The following is a 21,389-nucleotide window of genomic DNA, read 5'->3' as shown; positions in this document are numbered from 1 at the left end:
ATGACACTCACCATAGCTTACATTATCATCGCAATCTATAGTATTTCACTACTATTGATCTTCTTTTATAGCCTTGCCCAACTTAATCTTTTGGTAAATTATTTGGGGCAAAAAAGAAGGAACCAAACAGCGCCAAAATTCAATCTTTTGGACCCAAAAGAAATTCCTTTGGTTACCATACAGCTTCCTGTTTATAATGAGGAATATGTAATGGAACGACTCTTAGAGAATATTGCCAAAATAGAATACCCAAAAAGTAAATTGGAAATACAGGTATTGGACGATTCTACGGATGACTCTGTTGCTGTTACAGCGGCCCGTATTAACGAGTTACAGGAAACAGGATTGGACATACAGCACATACGCAGGGAAAATCGAGTTGGCTTTAAGGCTGGTGCCTTAAAAGAAGGGCTAAAGATTGCCAAGGGGGAATTTATTGCCATTTTTGATGCCGACTTCCTTCCTTCTTCAGATTGGTTAAAAAAGACCGTCATCTATTTCAAGGATCAAGAAATTGGTGTGGTACAGACCCGATGGGGGCATATTAACCGTGAGTACTCTACACTAACAAGAATACAGGCATTTGCTTTAGATGCACATTTTACACTAGAACAAGTTGGAAGAAATGCAAAAGGCCACTTTATCAATTTTAATGGTACTGCTGGTATCTGGCGTAAGGAATGTATATTGGATGCTGGCAACTGGGAAGGTGACACCTTGACCGAGGATTTGGACCTTAGCTACCGTGCCCAATTAAAGAATTGGAAATTCAAGTATTTAGAAGACGTAGAAACACCTGCTGAACTTCCTGTAGTTATTAGCGCTGCTCGTTCACAACAGTTTCGTTGGAATAAAGGTGGGGCAGAAAATTTTAGAAAAACCGTTTGGAGCGTGATCAGTGCAAAGAACATACCTTTTAAAACCAAATTTCATGGTGTAATGCATTTATTGAACAGTAGTATGTTCCTTTGTGTATTTATTGTTGCCTTTTTAAGCATACCCATGTTGTACATAAAGAACATGTTTGGTCATTTAGGATGGGTTTTTGAGGCTACTAGCTTCTTTATCGTAAGTACCATTATCTTATTTATATGTTATTGGTTTACCTATAAGAGCGTACAAGGCAGTAGTTTTGATAATTTTATAGATTATATAAAGATCTTCTTCACCTTTTTCTCAGTGGCCCTGGGCTTTTCATTACACAACTCTATAGCTGTTTTAGAAGGTCATATGGGTAAACGTAGTGAATTTGTACGTACTCCTAAATTTAATATCAATAATATCACCGAAAGCTGGAAAGGAAATAAGTACCTCGCAAAAAAAATGTCACCAAATATGATATTGGAATTTGCCTTAATGGTTTATTTTCTATTTGGCATGTACAGTGCAGTTCCTTTGAACGATTTTGGTTTGTTCCCATTCCACTTTATGTTGTTCCTAGGGTTTGGCTTTGTTTTCTTTAAAAGTTTAACAGCAAGGGCGTAAACATATAAAAAGTAAAAAAAAGGATGGCTATGGCCATCCTTTTTTTTGTCACTATTTTAAAGGCAGTACCATTGCAATTCTAACCCTAAATTAACTTTCGTGACATACAAAAACTCTGCTGGAACTTTTAGCTATCAGAACACGGCACAATAAAATTTTTAAAACGTTTCCTATTTCCCCACGCATATAAATTAAATAAAGTGATTCGTGTTTAATTTGGCAATAACAATGGGAAGTTTCAAAGTAATAATAGATATTATGGAAATTAGCTGACTAATGAATACAAAAAAATGGAGTATTGGAATTATTTGATGACCTTATAGATAAAACAAAAAATTGGTTGCCTAAAGACGGAATAGTTAAGTACTACGGAAAACTTTTTACCCATGCAAAAGCCAACTCCTATTATCAAATATTAATGGACACTATCGCATGGCGAAACGATGAGGCTATTATCTACGGTAAAAAAATAATTACAAAACGTAAGGTTGCGTGGTATGGCGAAAAACCATTTGAGTACACGTATTCCAATACTACCAAAAAAGCACTTTATTGGACCAAAGAATTATTGGAGCTAAAAACAGCTGTCGAAAAAGAATCTGGGGAAACGTACAATTCCTGTCTTTTAAATTTATACCATGACGGCAATGAAGGCATGGCTTGGCATAGTGATGGTGAAAAAGATTTGAAAAAAAACGGCGCCATTGGTTCGCTTAGTTTTGGGGCAGAACGAAAGTTTGCATTCAAACACAAAGACACCAAAGAAAAGATAGACCTCATTTTAAAACATGGTAGTTTGCTGGTGATGAAGGGTGACACACAAACGCATTGGCTACATAGACTTCCGCCAAGCAAACGTATAACTACACCAAGAATAAATCTTACTTTTAGGACAATTGCAGAGAACGTATAGTAGCAATTCAGCCCCTTAAAATCACGTACTAGCTTACCCCTAAACATTCTCCAAATTGTGGGCAAATTCTTGGTAAAAGCACCCAAACATGGATAAAGAATAGAATCATAAATAATATACCAATCCACAAGGCATGACTTATATAAATTTCATCACCTTGTGGTTTGATGATTGGCCAAAGCAATCCGAAGCTTCCAATGACAAATAGAAAAAAAGGCACCCCAGAGAAAAATAACAGAAAACGTAAGCTAAATTCCTCTTGTAAAATACTATAAAAAATATACCCAACAATAATAGATAAAATAATCAAAATCCAAAATAGCCTTTTATGGGTGGGTCTTTTAACGTTTTCCATTTGATCAGTTTTTATTTTAGAAAACTAATGGCAACGAACACCACCTCCAATGACCTATATCAGTCTTGTATTATTAGAAACACAGTAAGGGCAAAAGACAAATTAAGTATCTTGTAGCAAGACTACTAAACATAACACTTTTGAAAATAATGACTTGTAAGCAGTTGGGCGGCGCCTGTGATATTGAATTTAGTGCCAATTCTTTCGAAGAAATTGCAGAACAGAGCAAAAAACATGGCATGGAAATGTACCAAAAAGGAGATAAATCCCATTTGGAAGCCATGGAAAAAATGCACTATCTTATGAAATCTCCAGAAGCGATGCAAACTTGGTTTAACAACAAATGTGAGGTATTCAATGCCTTACCCAGCCTTTAGCTTACTTTGTTTAGCTATAAAGCTATTTTTTCAACGGCCGCAATAGTGTCATCCAAATCTTGATAGCTTAACGCATCGTTCAAAAAATAGCTTTCAAAGGCCGATGGTGGCAGGTATACACCTTGCTCCAACATACCGTGAAAATACTTTTTAAAAGTATCGTTGTTTCCCTTGGCAGAAGAAGCAAAATCTACTACAGGCTCATCTGTAAAATGGACGGAGATCATACTTCCATAGCGGTTTATTTGATGTGTTACACCTTTGCTTTCCAATGCTGTCGCAATACCTTTATGCAAGTAAGCTGTTTTTTCCTCCAGGCTTTTAAAAATATTAGGATTTGTGTTCAGTTCTGTTAGCATAGCCAATCCTGCACTCATGGCCAAGGGATTTCCACTGAGCGTCCCTGCTTGGTATACTGGCCCATCAGGTGCCAAATGGCCCATAATGTCTGCATTGGCGGCAAACGCACCTACAGGCAAACCACCGCCTATTACCTTTCCAAAAGTCACGATATCAGCTTTTACTCCTAAAACTTCTTGAGCACCTCCTTTGCCTAATCGAAATCCGGTCATTACCTCATCAAAAACGAGTAGTATTCCTTCATGGTCACATAATTCCCTTAGCCCTTTAATAAAAGAATCTGTAGGCACAATACAACCCATATTCCCAGCAATAGGCTCAAGAATTATAGCCGCTATTTCCCCCTTATTGGCACTTACTAGATTTTGCACCTCATCCAAATTGTTATATGCGGCAAGCAAGGTATCCTTTGCCGTACCTTGCGTAACCCCTGGACTATTTGGGCTACCAAAAGTAACCGCACCACTGCCGGCTTGAATCAAGAAAGAATCAGAATGCCCATGGTAACAACCAGAAAATTTAATGATTTTATCCTTTCCTGTATAACCACGTGCCAAGCGTACTGCGCTCATACATGCCTCCGTACCACTATTCACAAATCGTATCCTTTCTATATTAGGCACCATTTCCACGGCCAGCTTTGCCAAATCTGTTTCAATTTCGGTAGGCATACCAAAAGAAGTGCCTTTTTGTGCTTTTTCAACAATGGCATTAATTACAGGCTCGTAGGCATGTCCTAAAATTAAGGGGCCCCAAGAAGCGATGTAATCTATCAACTTATTGCCATCCTCATCATACAAATAGGCACCCTTGGCTTTCTTAACAAAAATAGGGTCTCCACCAACCGCTTTAAAAGCCCTTACAGGAGAGTTAACACCTCCGGGAATATATTGCTTTGCTTCCGCAAATAATGCGCTACTTCTTTTATAGATCATGTACTTCTATTTGTTAATTTGGATAGACTTTACCGTTAGCTTTTGACCTATAGAAAGGCCGGCATCTTTTAAGTTGTTCATTCGCATTAACTCATCAACTGACAAGTAATAACGCCTAGATAAAGAGTATAGCGTATCTCCTTTTTTTACGATATGAACAGCGTCGGAATCTGTCATCACCACAGCATTATCATAACTGGTATTTGACCCTTTCCCATCAAATTTGTACAACTGATGCTTTTCTATTAAATAGATTAACTTTTGGGGATACTTTTTATCTGTCGCATAACCTGCCTTTTTTAAACCCTGTGCCCAATTTTTATAATCGGTGGACTTATAATCAAACAAAAAGTCATATCTGCTCCTGGTTGTCAAGAAAATACTATGATCTCGGAATGAGTACATAGGGTGGTTGTATTTTCTAAAACACTCACCTTTTTCATCATCATCATGAAAATCATAATCTCCTTCCCAACCTTTGTGACATTTAATCCCAAAATGATTGTTGGTTTTCAAAGCTAATTCCCCTTGGCCATAGCCACTTTCCAATAGTCCCTGTGCCAAGGTAATACTAGCCGGAATCCCATAGGCCTTCATTTCTATCTGGGCAATTTCTGAAAAGGTTTCGATATATTCTGAAACACTCTCGATTTTGAATCGTACAAACGTACCTACATCTTCTGGGATAGAAGCATCCGTATTCTCCCTGGCAGATTTATTGGCACTCTTATTTCGCTCCGAAAGTACATTTTTAGTACGAAGGGAATCGGTATAGGTTTTTTTGGATTTACATCCTATGGCAAAAATAGCCAAAACCACAAGCATCAAAATATTCTTTCTCATATATCCAACAAAGGTAAATTTTTCTTTTTCAATACCATATTCATTCCAACAAGGCCTTGTAACCCTCCAGTATGCACTGCTAAAACCTTGGTTCCCATTGCAAAGCTATCATTCTCAATCATTTTCAACAACCCAAATACCATTTTTCCAGTATAAACAGGGTCCAATGGAATTCCTGTTTCTTTTTTAAACCAATTTATGAAAAGTACCAGCTCTTCCGATATTTTTGCATATCCACCAAAATGATAATCGCAAATCAGTTTCCAATTCCTTTTTGCTGTCATGGAGGCAATATCCGATTTAAGAAAATCCCCTTTCAATGCCGAAAACCCTAAAACTTCCTGTGTATCTTCCGATGCATTAATAAGACCTGTTATGGTACCGCCAGTACCAGTGCTAACACAAATTTTATCAAATTCTATATCTATTGGGTCTAAAATCTCCTCGCAACCTTTTACGGCCAATTCATTAGTACCACCTTCCGGCACTAAATAAAACTGACCAAACTCCTGTCTTAGTTTATCCAAAAATTCTGGGTTGGTCTTGGTCCGGTAGGATTCACGATTCACGAATTTAAAACGCATTCCATTTTCATGCGCTAAGGATAATGTGGGATTAGTTTGCCATTTCTGGGCCAGCTCCTCTCCTCTAATAACACCAATAGTCCTTAACCCCTTTTCCTTACCAGCCACTGATAATGCTGCTATATGATTTGAAAACGCCCCACCAAAAGTCAACAAGGTTGTATGCTTTTTATGTATGGCCTCAAGTACATTATATTTTAATTTACGATACTTATTCCCAGAAATAAAAGGATGTAACAAATCCTCACGCTTAATGGCAAGGGTGATGTTCTTTTCAACCAATATAGGAAGGTGTACGTATTGATTCTCGCTTTGCAAAAGGACCTATTTTCTGGTATAAAGGTACTTTATAAAGCTGAAAGGCCTACGACTTTCCAAGTACTGAATGTTTCTCTCATTGGCGTAGGCTTCGCGTTCAAAACTCAAGTTTTGATATGCTTTGTAAGTATTCATATACCAAATAGAACGAATTATCCACTCCAACAAATACAGGATATAAAATGGTAAGATCAAAAGTTCTAGCTGTTGTCTTAAGTGAATCTTTTCATGGTTTATTAACTCTACATCTTTTTTTAAAGATTGATTTTTTATAAAAATAAAAGGCCATAAAGATAAGCCTACATAATTTTTATAGAACAAGTGTTTAAAAACCAATATCATACACCCAAAATAGTTTGGTCACAAACAAATATAAATGTTAATTTTTATCATTTGTAATAATTTAGCTATTGTTTCCAACAATACCCACAAACCATTAAATCGTTTGTAAAACATCACGATAAAGGATGTTACACTATGTTAATCTTTCTATTTATCAACATAAAAACAAGTAACTTTAACCTATAATTAAAACCTTTGGAAAAGTATATCCACAGTATTGAGAGCGCTTAAATGAAAGAAATCATACCCATAGAAGCGGGAGATTTTTATTGGTCTGAAGAAGGATATCGTGTGTTTACGGAACAATATCATAAAAAACGTGGTTACTGTTGCGAAAGTGGTTGCAGGCATTGCCCATACGGCTATAACCCAAAAACGAATACCCAATAACCCAGATGTTCGGCATGATTTTTGAGCCTATTTATACCTAGAAATTACACACTTATTTAATAAAAAAAACTAATATGAAAAATCTTAAATTCATTGCTCTTCCTTTGCTGGCATTAGTTTTCTTAAGCTCTTGCTCATCTGTTCGGGTACTTTCCGATTACGACCAACAAGCAGATTTCAATGGCTATAAATCCTATGCATTTTACAAAACAGGAATAGATAAGGCACAAATTTCGGACCTAGATAAAAAACGAATTCTAAAGGCTATTGAAAATGAAATGGCCGCGCGTGGATTTGTTAAATCTGAAAATCCTGACCTATTGGTTAGCATATTCACTAAAGAACAAGAACGTGTAGATGTATACAACAACAACTTTGGCTGGGGCGGAGCCTGGGGCTGGGGTTACAATCCATATGCTTGGGGACCGGGCTGGGGCTGGGGAGGCAGCAGTGTTAGCACAACCACCCAAGGCTCATTATATATTGACCTTATCGATACTAAGAGCAAAGAATTAGTTTGGCAAGGCAAAGGGGAAGGCACATTGGCAAATACCAAAAATATAGAAAAAAAAGAACAGCGCATTAGGGAATTCGTTTCGCAAATCTTGGAACAATACCCTCCTAATACAATAGCATCAAAATAAGTTTAATTTAGTTTATTTATGAAGTCGGTTTGGGAATTTATTTTTAAACCGACTTTTTTTATAACAGCGGAAAATGATGGCTATTCTTAGCCTCATTTAACACAAAAGCACTTTTAACCACACCAATATTTGGTAAGGTTGCAATTCGCATTTTGGCAAAATCATAATACGCATCAAGATTTTTTACAGTTACTTTCAATAAAAAATCAAACTCACCCCCTACCACATAACACTCCGTAACTTCATTAAATTCTGCTACACTTAACAGAAAATCATCCATAAGACTGCCTTTTTGTGCATCAAGCGAAACAAAACTAAAAACAGTAATACTCTCCTCAATTTTGGCAGTATTCAAAACAACCGTATAATTTTGAATAAAGCCTTCCTTTTCTAAACGTTTTATACGCTCATAAACAGGGGTTTTGGTTAGTCCCAACTGTTCTGCAATCGATTTTGCCACCGTCTTGGCATCCTTTTCCAATATCCTTAATATCGCCCTATCAATGCCATCCAATTTTTCAAGCATAACTATTTCCTTTTTTAAATCAATTTATAACCTTATAAATATACATTTTCCTTAAAAAAGAATAGTATTTAGGAAAATAAACTAATAATCTGAATTTAACAATATATAATCCCCTAATTATATATATTTATTAGTGATGAACTACGAAAGCAATCCAATTTTAGATAAGCTTCCAAAACACTTGAAGCAATTCATAAAACCTCAAAACTATGAGGTCTATAGCGCTATAGACCAAGCAGTTTGGCGTTACGTTATGCGCAAAAACGTAGATTACTTGAGTAGTGTAGCACATGAAGCGTATGTACAAGGCCTTCAAAAAACCGGGATATCTACGGACCATATCCCAAACATGTACGGCATGAACCGTATTTTAAAGGACTTGGGCTGGGCAGCGGTTGCCGTAGATGGGTTCATTCCCCCTGCTGCCTTTATGGAATTCCAGGCCTATAACGTACTGGTCATTGCCTCTGATATTAGGCAATTGGAGCATATTGCGTATACACCTGCGCCAGACATTATTCATGAAGGTGCAGGCCATGCGCCAATTATTGCAAATCCGGAATATGCGGCATATTTAAGACGTTTTGGTGAAATTGGCTGCAAAGCGGTATCTAGTGCCAAAGATTTTGAGCTGTATGAAGCGGTTCGGCATTTATCGATTATAAAAGAAGCTAAGAGTACAAACCCTAGGGATATACTCAAAGCTGAAGAAAAAGTTGCCAAACTACAACAAAACATGGGTGAGCCAAGCGAAATGGCATTGATTAGGAACTTACATTGGTGGACTGTGGAATATGGACTCATAGGCTCAGTATACAGCCCAAAAATATATGGTGCCGGTCTACTTTCCTCTATTGGTGAAAGTGCTTTGTGTATGACTGACAAAGTAAAGAAAATACCCTATTCTATGGAAGCGGCACATACCTCTTTTGACATTACCAAACCCCAACCACAACTATTTGTAACTCCAGACTTTGCGTTTTTAAGTCAGGTCTTAGAGGATTTTGCAAACACCATGGCCTTAAGAACAGGTGGTTTAAACGGTATACAAAAGTTAATCGACTCTAAAGAGCTAGGTACTATAGAGCTTAGTACGGGTTTACAGGTCTCAGGAAATTTTGAATATGTCATTGAGCACAATGGAGAACCCATCTATTTTCAAACAAAAGGGAAATCTGCATTGGCATATCATGAGAAAGGATTAGTAGGTCAAGATACCAACCAGCACGCCAACGGTTTTGGCTCTCCCATTGGTAGATTAAAAGGTATAAATATAGCTATTGAAGAAATGGGACCAAGAGACTTAAAGGCATATGATATTTGCGAAGGAAAAGAGGTCTCTTTGCAATTTGAAGGTGGTATAAACGTTTGCGGAAAAATAATTACGGGTACAAGAAACCTACAAGGCCAGATTATAGTAATCACATTTGAAAATTGTAAGGTTACGCATAATGGAAAGGTTTTATTTGAATCGAACCAAGAACTATACAACATGGCCATTGGTGAAAAAATCATTTCTGCTTATAACGGCCCTGCAGACCTGCAAAGTTTTGACCTAATTGATCATGAGCTAAGTAAAACCATAACTATACCGGAAGAAAATAAAAATTCTGAATTGAATAAATTATATCAGCAAGTAAGGGATTTCAGGGAAGGTCGTAACACCACGATTTCCAGAAATAAAGTATTTGAAGTGATAAAAGAAAAATTTCCTAACGATTGGTTATTATCCATAGAGCTATATGAACTGGCTGTTAATAATGGGGACGACACGTTTGCCAAGTCTATAAAAAAACATATGGAAAACATAAAACAAGATCAACCAGAATTAGGCCATTTAATAGACGATGGTATTAGTTTAACGGATAAGCAATTTATCAAATAAAAATAAAATGCCCGAGACTAAAAGTCTTGGGCATTTTATAAAACACAAATATCTTTATAGTACAAACCTCATGAAAACTTCATGGGTTCCCTGATCTAGACCATCTATAGGTCTTTGCCATGCAGATTCGTAAGCATAACCTAATTGAAACCCATTTGAAACCTTAAAAAGAAAAAGTCCGCTAATACTTTCATTATACCTATATCCAGCACCAAGGGTAAAACGTTCCGAAAAATCCAAAAGTCCCGTAATTTCATATGACATGGGTGATGCTTCCACATATCTGATCATTCCCAACGCTCTAAGTTTAGTCTTGGCCCCGATAGAGAAGTCATAACCTCCTGCTAGATAAGCATGCATACTATCAGCACCTAAAAAAGCATTACCATTAGTTTCTTGGAGTCTATCCGGGGTCAAAAGCTTTGGCACTGAGAGTGATATGAAATACTTTTCATTTCTCAGGTAGACCCCTGCACCAATATTCGGAGTGAAACGACTTTCAAAATTCATCAAAGAGCCATCCTGTCCAACCCCATAGGTCAATAAACCTTGGGTATTTGCGTCGTATGAGTTTGCACTCGCCTTAAGACCAAAATAAATACGATTGGCATCATTCAATTGTATGTGATAAGAGAAATCAACAGCCAACCAGGTTTGGGTCTCGATAAACGTTTTATCATTAAGGATACATACACCAAGTCCCACCTTATTGCCAACCGGCACCCCAAAAATAGCACTTTGGCTTTCCGGGGCACCCTCAATACCCGCCCATTGACTTCTAAGCCCAAGAACAAATTCCATGCCCTCTGTGCTCCCTGCATAAGCAGGATTGTAGATGTTCATATTATATTGATAGAAAGTATAATTGGGATCCTGTTGACTCCATGCAAAACTTATGGAAAGCATGACGAACAAAACAGTGATTGAATTTATTATTCGCTTCATTTTAATTATTTTTTTAAAGTTTGATTTAATAGTTGATAAATATCCATCCTCGGACTACCTCAGAACCATCTCCAAGATCAATTACATATAAATAGGAACCAGCAGGTAATTTTTCTCTATTTTCCCTATAAAATCCTTGCCAATCATTTTGATAGGATTGTACGGCGAATACTTCATGCCCCCATCTGTTGTAGACTTTTACCACGTTATTGGGGTAGTTGTCTATTCCAGGAATTACCCAGCTATCGTTGTTTCCGTCTCCGTTTGGAGTAAAAGCCTGGGCAGGCACCAAAGTAGGTTCCTTATTGGTAGGGAATGCGTCCAAACCATCGGATATGCCATCCCCGTCATCATCTATATCAGCATTGTCACCAATTCCATCATCATCTATATCAGAATGCTCACTTGGGTCCAACGGGAATTTATCTGTCGCATCACTAGTACCATCATTATCATCATCCCAGTCTGCATTATTACCAATGCCATCATTATCAGTATCTAAGTACTCCTCGGGGTTCCAAGGAAAAGCATCCTCGTCATCCATTACTCCGTCGTTGTCATCATCAATATCGGCATTGTCACCCGTGCCATCGCTATCGCTGTCTACGCTCTCATCAGGATTGTCCGGGAAGGCATCATCAACATCTGGCACACCATCGTTGTCCCTATCTTCCGACTCTCCGTAAGGATAGAGATCCTCACTATTAGGAATACCATCTTCGTCAATATCATCATCAGAATTGTCTCCCGTACCGTCACCGTCCGTATCCGTATCCTCGGTCTCGTCCAACGGAAATTCATCCTCTGTATCTGGCGTACCGTCATTGTCATCGTCCGTATCGGTATTATCACCCGTGCCGTCACCGTCCGTGTCGGTATCCTCGGTCCCGTCCAACGGAAATTCATCCTCTGTATCTGGCGTACCGTCATTGTCATCGTCCGTATCGGCATTGTCTCCCGTGCCGTCACCGTCCGTGTCAGTATCCTCGGTCTCGTCTAACGGGAAGTCGTCCTCCGTATCGGGCGTACCGTCATTGTCATCGTCCATATCAGAATTATCACCCGTGCCGTCACCGTCCGTGTCGGTATCCTCGGTCTCGTCCAACGGGAAGTCGTCCTCTGTATCTGGCGTACCATCATTGTCATCGTCCGTATCGGCATTATCTCCCGTACCGTCACCGTCCGTGTCGGTATCCTCGGTCTCGTCCAACGGGAAGTCGTCCTCCGTATCTGGCGTACCATCATTGTCATCATCCGTATCGGAATTATCACCCGTACCGTCACCGTCCGTGTCGGTATCCTCGGTCTCGTCCAACGGGAAGTCGTCCTCCGTATCGGGCGTACCATCATTGTCATCGTCCGTATCGGAATTATCACCCGTGCCGTCACCGTCCGTGTCGGTATCCTCGGTCTCGTCCAAGGGGAAGTCGTCCTCCGTATCGGGCGTACCATCATTGTCATCGTCCGTATCGGAATTATCTCCCGTACCGTCACCGTCCGTATCCGTATCCTCGGTCTCGTCCAACGGAAAGTCGTCCTCGGTATCGGGCGTACCATCATTGTCATCGTCCGTATCGGAATTATCTCCCGTACCGTCACCGTCCGTATCCGTATCCTCGGTCTCGTCCAACGGGAAGTCGTCCTCGGTATCGGGCGTACCATCATTGTCATCGTCCGTATCGGAATTATCACCCGTGCCGTCACCGTCCGTGTCGGTATCCTCGGTCTCGTCCAAGGGGAAGTCGTCCTCCGTATCGGGCGTACCGTCATTGTCATCGTCATCGTCACAAGCGTTACCCATCCCATCACTATCCGTATCGGTTTGATCAGCGTTGGCAATATTTATACAGTTGTCTGATGAATCATTTATTCCATCACCATCTTCATCAGAATTATCCTGAATGGTGATTATAAAACTCTTTTCAAAGCTATTTCCCTCTGAATCCGTTGTTGAAACTCGTATTGAATATGATGATTTAGTCTCATAGTCAAATTCTTCTCCGGCCTCAAGATTACTTCCATTTATTACAAAAGAAGTATTATCCGTATCACCCGACCCAGAAACGAATACATAAGAATGTGAATCACTTACATCGGCATCTGTCGTACTAAAAGACCCAACCAACTGATTGATAGTGTTATTTTCTTGAATTGTATTCTGTGAAATAGATATGTCTGTAGGCGGATTGCTTACGTTCAATATTGGGTTTACGGTAAATTTATGGTACAATCGACCAAAAATATTACCAGCTGCACCATCTGTAGTACCACTACTGGAACACTGCTTATATATTGCCTGAAGCCCATTTTCCGAAGGATTTCCCGATGCATTTTTTAACACTATGTAATAGTTAGTGTTGGCATCCAATACCGTATTTGTAGCGAATGTAAATATAACTTCGGCAGCAGCAGTATTTGGTAAAACGGTCATCGTCTCCGAAGAGATCAATAATGAATTAAATTTAACGCTGGGATTTGGAGAAGATGGGTCATTATCAACCGTATGAAGTTCCAAGAACAAATCATATATGTTATTGGGATCAGTATTCTCTAACTTTAGTGTAACCGAATTAAGGATTCCGTTATCAGCAGGAGTTATTGTTTGCCATGCACCACCCCATCCTGTATTGCAATTTCCCGTTGTGCTTGAAATCTCGGATTCAATGGAACTTGATCCACTCTCGTTGGTCAATTCTATATAGTAATCATCCGCGCCATTAGGGACTATAATCTCAACCGTTCCTGAATCAACTACGGTATATGTGGCATTGAGCCCACCAATGGTGACACCGCTCGTCGTCAGTAAATTTGAACCTAAAATGGTGATGGTCTCTCCATAAGCTGCCGTATCTGGACTAATGGAAGTCAAAACAGGTGGAGCCTCCTTAGTATGCAGGTCTTCACTGATGATTTCGGTGAAAACATAATCAACACCATCAAAGTACTCCGATACAAAATAAAAATCGTAATCTGTGTAGGCGGATAATCCGGTCAAATTAAATACGTGCTCCACATTTGCCTGCATAGAGGCATTTCCAGCAGAAGCAACGGTAACCCCGTTGTAGTCCACTCCCGCTTTTATCTGGGCCTCGGTAGGGGCCGTGGCCCCATTGGGCACCAATACCCAGTACCCTGTGCCTGCTTCCACCGTTGTGGCCCCATAATCCGCCGATTGGTATGTAATATTATCGAACGCCCCGATAGCTGCACTTGCCACCCTTGCAATAATCTCATCAATTTCAGGTAATGTACCGGCGCCATAATACCAGATTAGTTCATCGCTTTCATTAACACCCAGATCATTAAAACGCACATAGAGGGCATAAGAACCATCACCGGTCTGTGTTATAAGATTTGTAGCAGGGTCTTGATTCGTGGAATTGCTAAAACTACAGCAACTATTTATCGTAGAATACGCCCTGTCCGAATTGCTAAAGAACAAAATAGCTTCTTGTGCTGTGGATATTTTTATTGCCTTAGCTTGTTCCGAAGTAGCGGATATGGATACGAATTCTTGGTTGATCAAATTTCCACGCGTCTTTGTAGGTTGATCCGTACCTCCTACATAATCATCACGGGTACCCACCCATAACCGAACATTGGAGGCCGGTGAACCACTGATATTCGTAATTTTAACTTTTATTCCAATATAACCTTCAGGCTGTAGTAACTCGTAGATGTTTTCTACTAAGAACGCCTGAGCATTGATCGTTATAGTACCTGAGGTGCGTATTTGGCCATACCCATCACCTGTTGTTGGATTTGTAATGGTGAAATTACTATAGTCAAAGGTTTGGCCAGACAAAGCTGGATTCGCTGCCAAGGATCCGTTTATGTTCCAATTGGCCGTGCCATCACCACCAACACCCCATTGTATATCCAATGGATAGGTGCTATAGGTCAACTTTCTATAGGTAGATCCATTATAATAAAAGGGCTGTTCCATATTCCCTGCGGAATTAATGGAGTTTTGGGTGCCATTACCTATCCGAAGCCTATCGTTGTTCAAAATATGATTTTGCGCCGTAATTTTGGAAAGACCTATAAACAATAGCAAGCATAACAATGATATTGCCTTGGTCGTAGTATTTTTTTTCATGGTTTTTTTTATTTGGTTATTAAATTCCAGTTTGCCCCGTCGTTATTAAACCATAGTTCCGTATTGGTGTTTTTTTCCACTCCATTTTCCACATATCTTAAATAAAGCCTTACCAAGGCAGCTTCATTTTCTACATTAAAGGTGTGTACTTGCACCAAAGGAGTATCACCAACTAGAGAAAGTTGATTTTTTTGGATTACCTTAATAAGAATACCCTGTATGGTAAACTGCTCCGGTACATCAAGAGTTACTCCATGATCTAATAGGTAAATTTCAGATAGACTTTCGAGTGGGATAGATGTATTTTCCCAAAGAGTGGAATCTGTAATAGCCTTCGAAAGAATCTCTGAATCTGTGTTTGGGTTTCTAACATTGTTCTGGGCTCTCGCATATAGAGATATGCCAAATGCGATTACTAGAAGTAGCAGTACCCTTAAATTAATAGGTTGGTCATTCATGATATTTATTTTAAGTATTTTCCTACATCAAAGGGATATTTTTTCTCTTACTTAAAAAAAATATTGTTGTATAAGCCTATGTAAACATTGTGTTTTTCTTTATTTTTGTAGGTTATTTCTTATTTATAATTAAGAATTAACCCTAAAGACTCTTCGGAAACCAGATTCGGATTATATGAAAGAAATAGCGGAATATGAACTCCTTAACATTGGAAAACCCCGAATTAGGCCATTTAATAGACCATGGCATCTCCTTGATAAATAAGGCAAAGGCTACTGTAGTATAGAAAAATCTTCCATGTTGGAGATTGAAGTCTCATTATAAACCAATTGCCACCCCATACTATTTGTAAGAATATAGAATTTTTGCAATTCGCTCATAAATCTATTTTTAGCATTGGTTTTAAGTGAAGATGCCTCCACTTTCTTCAACAAAGACGCCGTTACATTCCGTTTGATGGTATTGTAGTCTGATGCACTAAACTGGTTCAAATAATCTGCCGTAACATCATAATACTCAAAATCTGGATTAATTTTCACCTCCGGTCCAGGAATACTTTTAATTAATAAGGTTTTGGCTTCCTTGTTGACCTCAAAATCAATTTGACCAATATCATAAGCAACTGTCACTTCTGCATTGACCACAACCAATGCTTTTTTATCAGCGGTAAACAAGGGTCCAAAAAGCGCTTTGGAATCCTTATAAGTATACACTTCTGCAAAATGCCCTTCGGTAACAATCAATTTAGAAACGTTGGCAATTTCTTGCTGAATAAGCATTGAGTTTTCCTCCAAAATAGATTTTGATTCCTTCTCTTGGGTACAAGAACGAAAAATAAGGACAACCGCCAATGTAATTATAACGCCTGATATAAACTTCTTCATGAATTGGATTGCTTGAAATCCATAAACGGATATTCCTCTTTTATATACGCAATTTTTTGCTGTAGCGACTTCATAAAGTTTTGATGGGCACTAGATGATACGTCAAAAGGTCTATGCTGCAATCCCCTTTGAACACTGGCAACCTCCGCCATAGTTTTCATTGCCTTATCCGAAATATAGACCTTATTGAACTTTTCCCAGATATAGTCGACCGCCAATTTATTAGGATGAACCATGTCTTCTGCATAAAAACGATAATCGCGAAGCTCATCCAAAAGTATCTCATAGGCCGGAAAGTACGCTACCTTGGTATTGGCCACAACCTGATGCACCGCAGAAATTAAATTAGCCTTGCTCAGCTGATTTTCCACAAATCCATCTTTTAAATGACGAATAGGAGAAATGGTAATGACGACTTGCACCTCAGGATTTACGGATGTTAACAATTCAATTGTATTCAACAAGGAACTAACCAAGCGTTCATGCGGAATTAAGACCTTGTCAAATTGTTTACTAGGTATTTTATGGCAGTTTGCAATAAATTCCCCTGTAGTCTTGTAGGTATAGGCCCAAGATGTACCCATGGTCAAAAACACATGTGTAGCGTTTTGTAAAAATTGTCCTGTTTTTACCAAAGCCCTTTCCAAAGCCTCAACAGTAGCTTTTTTAGTTTTTCTAGAAAGGTCTGAGTGCACATCCAGCGATTGCCATTTATCGTTGTATTGCACCAGATGTTTTTCAGATAGTCCAGTATTTCGGATTGCTGCCGCTATACATTTTTCAATAGCTAGTGGCGTATACAAAATGCCGAACGGGTTTTGTAGAGTCCTGAACTTATGATATGTGAGCTTATTCCCAATATTCTCAGAAAAACACGAACCCATAAGCAAGACCTGACTATCATAATCCATTTGATTATCAGATTTTTGCAAAGGGATTTGGGTCTGGAGTTTCATTTACAAAATAACTATTATACCACCAACCCTATATTAGAATTCAAAGAATTAAGAAATCAAAGTTTTGGCATTTGTCAAAGCCTCAGCAATACCCGCAGGATTCTTACCTCCAGCGGTAGCAAAGAATGGTTGGCCACCACCGCCTCCTTGGATATATTTGCCCAATTCACGCACAATATTACCTGCATTGAGGTTTTTGGATGCTACCAACTCCTTGCTAATATAACAAGAAAGTAACGCCTTACCGTTTTGTTCCGCACCAAATAAAAGGAAAAGATTTTGTTGATCCATGCCCATCGAAAAGGACAGGTCTTTTATACCTGCTGCATCTAAATCTATCTTTTTAGCTAAAAAGCGAATACCGTTTACCTCTTCCAATTCATTCAACAAATCACCTTTAAGGCTTTTTGCCTTATCCTTTAATAGGCCAGCAATCTGTTTTTTTAATTCTGAATTTTCCTCTTGCAAGCTAATCACCGCTTTTACGGGATCTTGAACATTGCCCAACGCATCCTTTATTTCATATAAGGCTCGGTTATTTTCAAAATAGAAATCCTTGACCGCATCATTGGTAATAGCCTCTATCCTACGTATACCGGCAGCTACAGCGCCTTCTGACTTAATTTTGAAATGCCAAATATCGCCAGTATTTTGAACATGTGTACCCCCACAAAGCTCTACTGATTTACCAAATTTTATAGTCCTAACCGTATCACCATATTTTTCCCCAAAAAGCGCCATAGCACCCGCATCTATTGCCTCTTGCATGGGTATATTTCGCTTTTCCTCCAAGGGCAAATGACCTTCAATACGTGCGTTTACAAAATCCTCTACCTGCCTTAATTCTTCTACCGTCAATTTAGAAAAATGGGAGAAATCAAAACGAAGGTATTTGGAGTGAACCGCAGACCCTTTTTGTTCTACATGGGTCCCAAGAATCTCACGTAGTGCCTGGTGCAATAAATGCGTTGCTGTATGATTGGCTTGGGTACGTTGCCTTTGTTTTACATCTACAACAGCCCTAAAATAACCTTCTAATTTCTTGGGTAGGTTTTTAGAGAAATGCACAATTTCATTGTTCTCTTTTTTTGTGTCGATAATATAAATTACATCCCCGTCAGCAGTTTCCAAATACCCTTTATCTCCAACCTGTCCTCCACCTTCGGCATAAAAAGGCGTCAAGTTAAACACCAATTGATACTGGGTTCCTTCTTTTTTTGATATGATTTTACGGTATTTCGTGATTTTAACATCGGCCTCCAACATATCGTAACCAATAAACTCCTGTTCAGAATCTATCTCCAAAACCTCCCAGTCTTCTTTAGAAACTTCAGAAGCAGATTTAGAACGTTTTTTTTGTCGTTGCATAGCTGCCTCAAAACCAACCTCATCTAACCCATACCCTTTTTCACTTAAAATAAGGGCCGTTAGATCTATTGGAAAACCAAAGGTATCATACAATTCAAATGCTTTTTCACCATCAACCGTATTTGTTTTGGTATTATCGATAATCGTTTCCAACAAGACCAAACCTTGGTCCAAGGTCTTCAAGAAAGAATGTTCTTCTTCCTTAATTACATTTTCCATTAATTGCTTTTGGTCTTTCAATTCCGGAAAAGCATCACCCATACTCTTTACTAGTGCGCTTACCAATCTGTACATAAACGGTTCCTTGGTATCCAAAAAAGTGAATCCGTAACGTACCGCTCTACGTAAAATTCGCCTAATCACATATCCGGCCCCGGTATTACTCGGCAATTGGCCATCGGCAATAGAAAAAGCAACTGCTCTAATATGATCTGCAATTACCCGTATGGCAATATCCGTTTCTTCCTTTTTACCGTATTTAGAATTGGTTATAGCCTCTATTTCCCTAATTAATGGTGTAAAAACATCGGTATCATAATTGGACTGCACATTTTGCAAAACCATGCATAAACGTTCAAATCCCATTCCGGTGTCCACGTGTTTAGATGGTAAACTTTCTAGTCTGCCATCCGCCTTGCGGTTGTATTGCATGAATACCAAGTTCCAAATCTCTACGACTTGAGGATGGTCTTGGTTTACCAAACTTGCCCCTGACACTTTTGCCTTCTCGGCTTTGGAACGAATATCCACATGAATTTCTGAGCAAGGACCACAAGGACCCTGGTCTCCCATTTCCCAAAAATTATCCTTCTTGTTACCCATGATAATGCGCTCTTTGGGCACTATTTTGCTCCATAAATCGTAAGCCTCATGGTCCTTGTCCAATTTATCGTCATCTTCACTCCCTTCAAAAACAGAAACGTACAGACTATCCTTATCAATCTTAAAAACATCAGTTAACAACTCCCATGCCCATGTAATGGCCTCTTCTTTAAAATAGTCGCCGAAACTCCAGTTCCCCAGCATCTCAAACATAGTATGGTGGTAGGTATCCTTGCCAACCTCCTCTAGGTCATTATGCTTACCGCTTACACGAAGACACTTTTGGGTATCTGTTATCCTAACGCTTTTTGGCTCACTAATACCCAAGAAATACTCCTTGAATTGATTCATTCCCGCATTGGTGAACAACAACGTTGGGTCATCTTTTATAACCATTGGTGCCGAAGGTACCACCTTGTGCTTTTTACTTTCAAAAAATGCTAGAAATTGCTTTCTTATTTCTCTGGAATTCATCTAAAACGCTAAGCTTTTACAAAATTTAACTGTTTGTGGAAAACAATTTTTATATTTGTTTGTTATGTTAAAACTAAACCACAAAAATAGGATAAAATCCCTTCATGTCTAAGGTAAAATACTATTACGATCCAGATACACTTTCATATAGAAAGATAGAGCCGGAAAAATCCAAGCGCTACAGAAATATTGGTTTTTTCTTTTTAGGCTCCTTGATTTTTGGATTTTTAGGATTGACGTTATTATTGAACACCAACCTTATCAATACCCCGAGAGAACTCTCCCTACAGCGAGAAGTAAAGAATTATGAGCTACAGTTTGAGCTTTTAAATAAAAAAATGGAACAGATTGAAGATGTCTTGGCAAACATTGAAGATCGCGATAATAATATATACCGACTTTATTTTGAGGCCAACCCAATACCAGAGGAACAAAGACGTGCCGGTTTTGGGGGTATAAATAGATACAAGTCGTTGGAAGGATTTAATAATTCCGAGATGGTCATTGCCACGACCGAACGTTTAGATATCATTAAAAAACAAATGGCCATACAATCCAAATCCTTGGATGAGATTACCAAATTGGCCGAGGAAAAGGAAAAATTATTAATGTCCATTCCTGCGATACAACCTATAAACAATGATGACCTTACGCGTATGGCATCTGGTTACGGTTGGCGTTCAGATCCATTTACAAAGGCAAGAAAAATGCATTATGGAATGGATTTTACCGCACCCAAGGGTACTCCAATTTATGCATCTGGCGATGGCAAAATAACCAGAGCAGATAATAATTCCTCAGGCTATGGCAAACATATCCGCATTGAACACGGCTTTGGGTATTTAAGCCTTTATGGGCATTTAAGCCAGTACAATGTAAAAAAAGGCCAGAAGGTAAAGCGAGGAGACCTAATTGGTTTTGTTGGCAGTACCGGACGTTCCGAAGCGCCTCACCTCCATTATGAGGTATGGAAAGAAAATGACCGCATAAACCCTATTAACTTCTATTATGGAAGTTTATCCCCCGAAGAGTTTGAAAACATGCTGAAATATGCCAATCAAGAAAATCAATCTTTGGATTAATGCAAATAGAACTTCCTGAAAAACGATATTACGGAATAGGTGAAGTGGCCCAGGCATTTGGCGTAAACACTTCGTTGATACGGTTTTGGGAAAAAGAATTTGATGTTCTTCAACCTAAAAAAAATGCCAAGGGGAATAGAAAATTTACACCCCAGGACATTAAAAACCTACAATTGATCTATCACTTGGTCAAAGAACGTGGCTTTACCCTTGATGGGGCAAAAACACACCTTAAGGAGGAGAAACAAAGAACACTTACTAATTTTGATATCATCCAGAAATTGGAGCGGGTAAAAACAGAGCTTATTAAAATTAAGGATCAACTATAAACACAAACACTACC

18 protein-coding genes are annotated in these 21,389 nt (G+C 38.9%); 8 read left to right on the top strand and 10 right to left on the bottom strand.

The annotated features are described in order from the left end of the window. The 3 genes from ACOCEA_RS16820 (at position 1) to ACOCEA_RS16810 (ending at position 3,130) form a co-directional block, all read left to right on the top strand. Positions 1 to 1,485: a cellulose synthase family protein gene (locus tag ACOCEA_RS16820; protein WP_420757439.1), complete on the top strand. Its 1,485-nt coding sequence runs from the start codon at positions 1 to 3 to the stop codon at positions 1,483 to 1,485. A gap of 298 nt (positions 1,486 to 1,783) precedes the next feature. Beyond that, the gene (locus ACOCEA_RS16815) at positions 1,784 to 2,398 is read left to right on the top strand and encodes an alpha-ketoglutarate-dependent dioxygenase AlkB family protein (protein ID WP_420757438.1); all 615 of its coding nucleotides are present in this window, start codon (positions 1,784 to 1,786) and stop codon (positions 2,396 to 2,398) included. Between the two features lie 504 nt (positions 2,399 to 2,902). Beyond that, positions 2,903 to 3,130 carry a DUF1059 domain-containing protein gene (locus tag ACOCEA_RS16810; protein WP_420757437.1) on the top strand — a complete coding sequence of 76 codons (228 nt, stop codon included), beginning with the start codon at positions 2,903 to 2,905 and terminating at the stop codon, positions 3,128 to 3,130. Between the two features lie 14 nt (positions 3,131 to 3,144). On the opposite strand, the gene hemL is transcribed toward ACOCEA_RS16810, so the two are convergent. From hemL to ACOCEA_RS16795, 3 genes are read right to left on the bottom strand one after another with little or no spacing between them, the layout of a single operon-like run. Continuing rightward, entirely contained in the window at positions 3,145 to 4,425 is a 1,281-nt protein-coding gene (gene hemL / locus ACOCEA_RS16805; protein ID WP_420757436.1) for a glutamate-1-semialdehyde 2,1-aminomutase, read from the bottom strand. Positions 4,426 to 4,431: 6 nt separating this feature from the next. Then, a complete protein-coding gene (locus ACOCEA_RS16800; RefSeq protein ID WP_420757435.1) occupies positions 4,432 to 5,268 on the bottom strand; it encodes a glucosaminidase domain-containing protein in 837 nt (278 codons plus the stop codon). Next, on the bottom strand, positions 5,265 to 6,170 hold the full coding sequence (locus ACOCEA_RS16795; protein WP_420757434.1) for a 1-aminocyclopropane-1-carboxylate deaminase/D-cysteine desulfhydrase: 906 nt from the start codon (positions 6,168 to 6,170) through the stop codon (positions 5,265 to 5,267). The genes ACOCEA_RS16800 and ACOCEA_RS16795 overlap by 4 nt, the downstream gene beginning before the upstream one ends. A gap of 573 nt (positions 6,171 to 6,743) precedes the next feature. On the opposite strand from ACOCEA_RS16795, the gene ACOCEA_RS16790 reads away from it, so the two are divergent. Next, the gene (locus tag ACOCEA_RS16790; protein WP_420757433.1) at positions 6,744 to 6,902 is read left to right on the top strand and encodes a C1orf53 family protein; all 159 of its coding nucleotides are present in this window, start codon (positions 6,744 to 6,746) and stop codon (positions 6,900 to 6,902) included. A gap of 74 nt (positions 6,903 to 6,976) precedes the next feature. Continuing rightward, complete coding sequence (locus tag ACOCEA_RS16785) at positions 6,977 to 7,546, top strand: DUF4136 domain-containing protein (protein ID WP_420757432.1); 570 nt, start codon at positions 6,977 to 6,979, stop codon at positions 7,544 to 7,546. A 58-nt stretch (positions 7,547 to 7,604) separates the two neighbouring features. Here the strand turns inward: ACOCEA_RS16785 and ACOCEA_RS16780 are convergent, their stop codons facing one another. Continuing rightward, on the bottom strand, positions 7,605 to 8,072 hold the full coding sequence (locus tag ACOCEA_RS16780) for an Lrp/AsnC family transcriptional regulator (RefSeq protein WP_420757431.1): 468 nt from the start codon (positions 8,070 to 8,072) through the stop codon (positions 7,605 to 7,607). A 136-nt stretch (positions 8,073 to 8,208) separates the two neighbouring features. On the opposite strand from ACOCEA_RS16780, the gene ACOCEA_RS16775 reads away from it, so the two are divergent. After that, positions 8,209 to 9,957, top strand: a complete 1,749-nt coding sequence (locus ACOCEA_RS16775; protein WP_420757430.1) for an aromatic amino acid hydroxylase — start codon at positions 8,209 to 8,211, stop codon at positions 9,955 to 9,957. 54 nt (positions 9,958 to 10,011) lie between these two features. Here ACOCEA_RS16775 and ACOCEA_RS16770 read toward each other — a convergent pair whose 3' ends face one another. From ACOCEA_RS16770 to alaS, 6 genes are all read right to left on the bottom strand, one after another. Then, complete coding sequence (locus ACOCEA_RS16770; protein ID WP_420757429.1) at positions 10,012 to 10,902, bottom strand: PorP/SprF family type IX secretion system membrane protein; 891 nt, start codon at positions 10,900 to 10,902, stop codon at positions 10,012 to 10,014. A gap of 25 nt (positions 10,903 to 10,927) precedes the next feature. Further along, positions 10,928 to 15,001, bottom strand: a complete 4,074-nt coding sequence (locus ACOCEA_RS16765) for a thrombospondin type 3 repeat-containing protein (RefSeq protein ID WP_420757428.1) — start codon at positions 14,999 to 15,001, stop codon at positions 10,928 to 10,930. A gap of 8 nt (positions 15,002 to 15,009) precedes the next feature. Then, the gene (locus ACOCEA_RS16760; RefSeq protein WP_420757427.1) at positions 15,010 to 15,459 is read right to left on the bottom strand and encodes a hypothetical protein; all 450 of its coding nucleotides are present in this window, start codon (positions 15,457 to 15,459) and stop codon (positions 15,010 to 15,012) included. A gap of 273 nt (positions 15,460 to 15,732) precedes the next feature. Then, a complete protein-coding gene (locus ACOCEA_RS16755) occupies positions 15,733 to 16,344 on the bottom strand; it encodes a DUF4230 domain-containing protein (protein ID WP_420757426.1) in 612 nt (203 codons plus the stop codon). Beyond that, on the bottom strand, positions 16,341 to 17,300 hold the full coding sequence (locus tag ACOCEA_RS16750) for a GSCFA domain-containing protein (protein ID WP_420757425.1): 960 nt from the start codon (positions 17,298 to 17,300) through the stop codon (positions 16,341 to 16,343). The genes ACOCEA_RS16755 and ACOCEA_RS16750 overlap by 4 nt, the downstream gene beginning before the upstream one ends. Positions 17,301 to 17,348: 48 nt before the next feature. Continuing rightward, complete coding sequence (alaS, locus tag ACOCEA_RS16745; protein ID WP_420757424.1) at positions 17,349 to 19,964, bottom strand: alanine--tRNA ligase; 2,616 nt, start codon at positions 19,962 to 19,964, stop codon at positions 17,349 to 17,351. A gap of 104 nt (positions 19,965 to 20,068) precedes the next feature. On the opposite strand from alaS, the gene ACOCEA_RS16740 reads away from it, so the two are divergent. Both ACOCEA_RS16740 and ACOCEA_RS16735 read left to right on the top strand, forming a co-directional pair. After that, the gene (locus tag ACOCEA_RS16740; RefSeq protein WP_420757423.1) at positions 20,069 to 21,046 is read left to right on the top strand and encodes a M23 family metallopeptidase; all 978 of its coding nucleotides are present in this window, start codon (positions 20,069 to 20,071) and stop codon (positions 21,044 to 21,046) included. Continuing rightward, positions 21,046 to 21,375 (top strand): MerR family transcriptional regulator, encoded by a 330-nt coding sequence (locus ACOCEA_RS16735; RefSeq protein WP_420757422.1) that lies wholly within the window; start codon positions 21,046 to 21,048, stop codon positions 21,373 to 21,375. The genes ACOCEA_RS16740 and ACOCEA_RS16735 overlap by 1 nt, the downstream gene beginning before the upstream one ends. Positions 21,376 to 21,389: the final 14 nt, after the last annotated feature.

It is taken from the genome of Maribacter luteocoastalis, assembly GCF_048890225.1.
GTDB classification, from domain to species: Bacteria; Bacteroidota; Bacteroidia; order Flavobacteriales; family Flavobacteriaceae; genus Maribacter; species Maribacter luteocoastalis.
The sequence above is the reverse complement of the archived record's forward strand: the minus strand, read 5'-3'. Positions and strand labels throughout refer to the sequence as shown.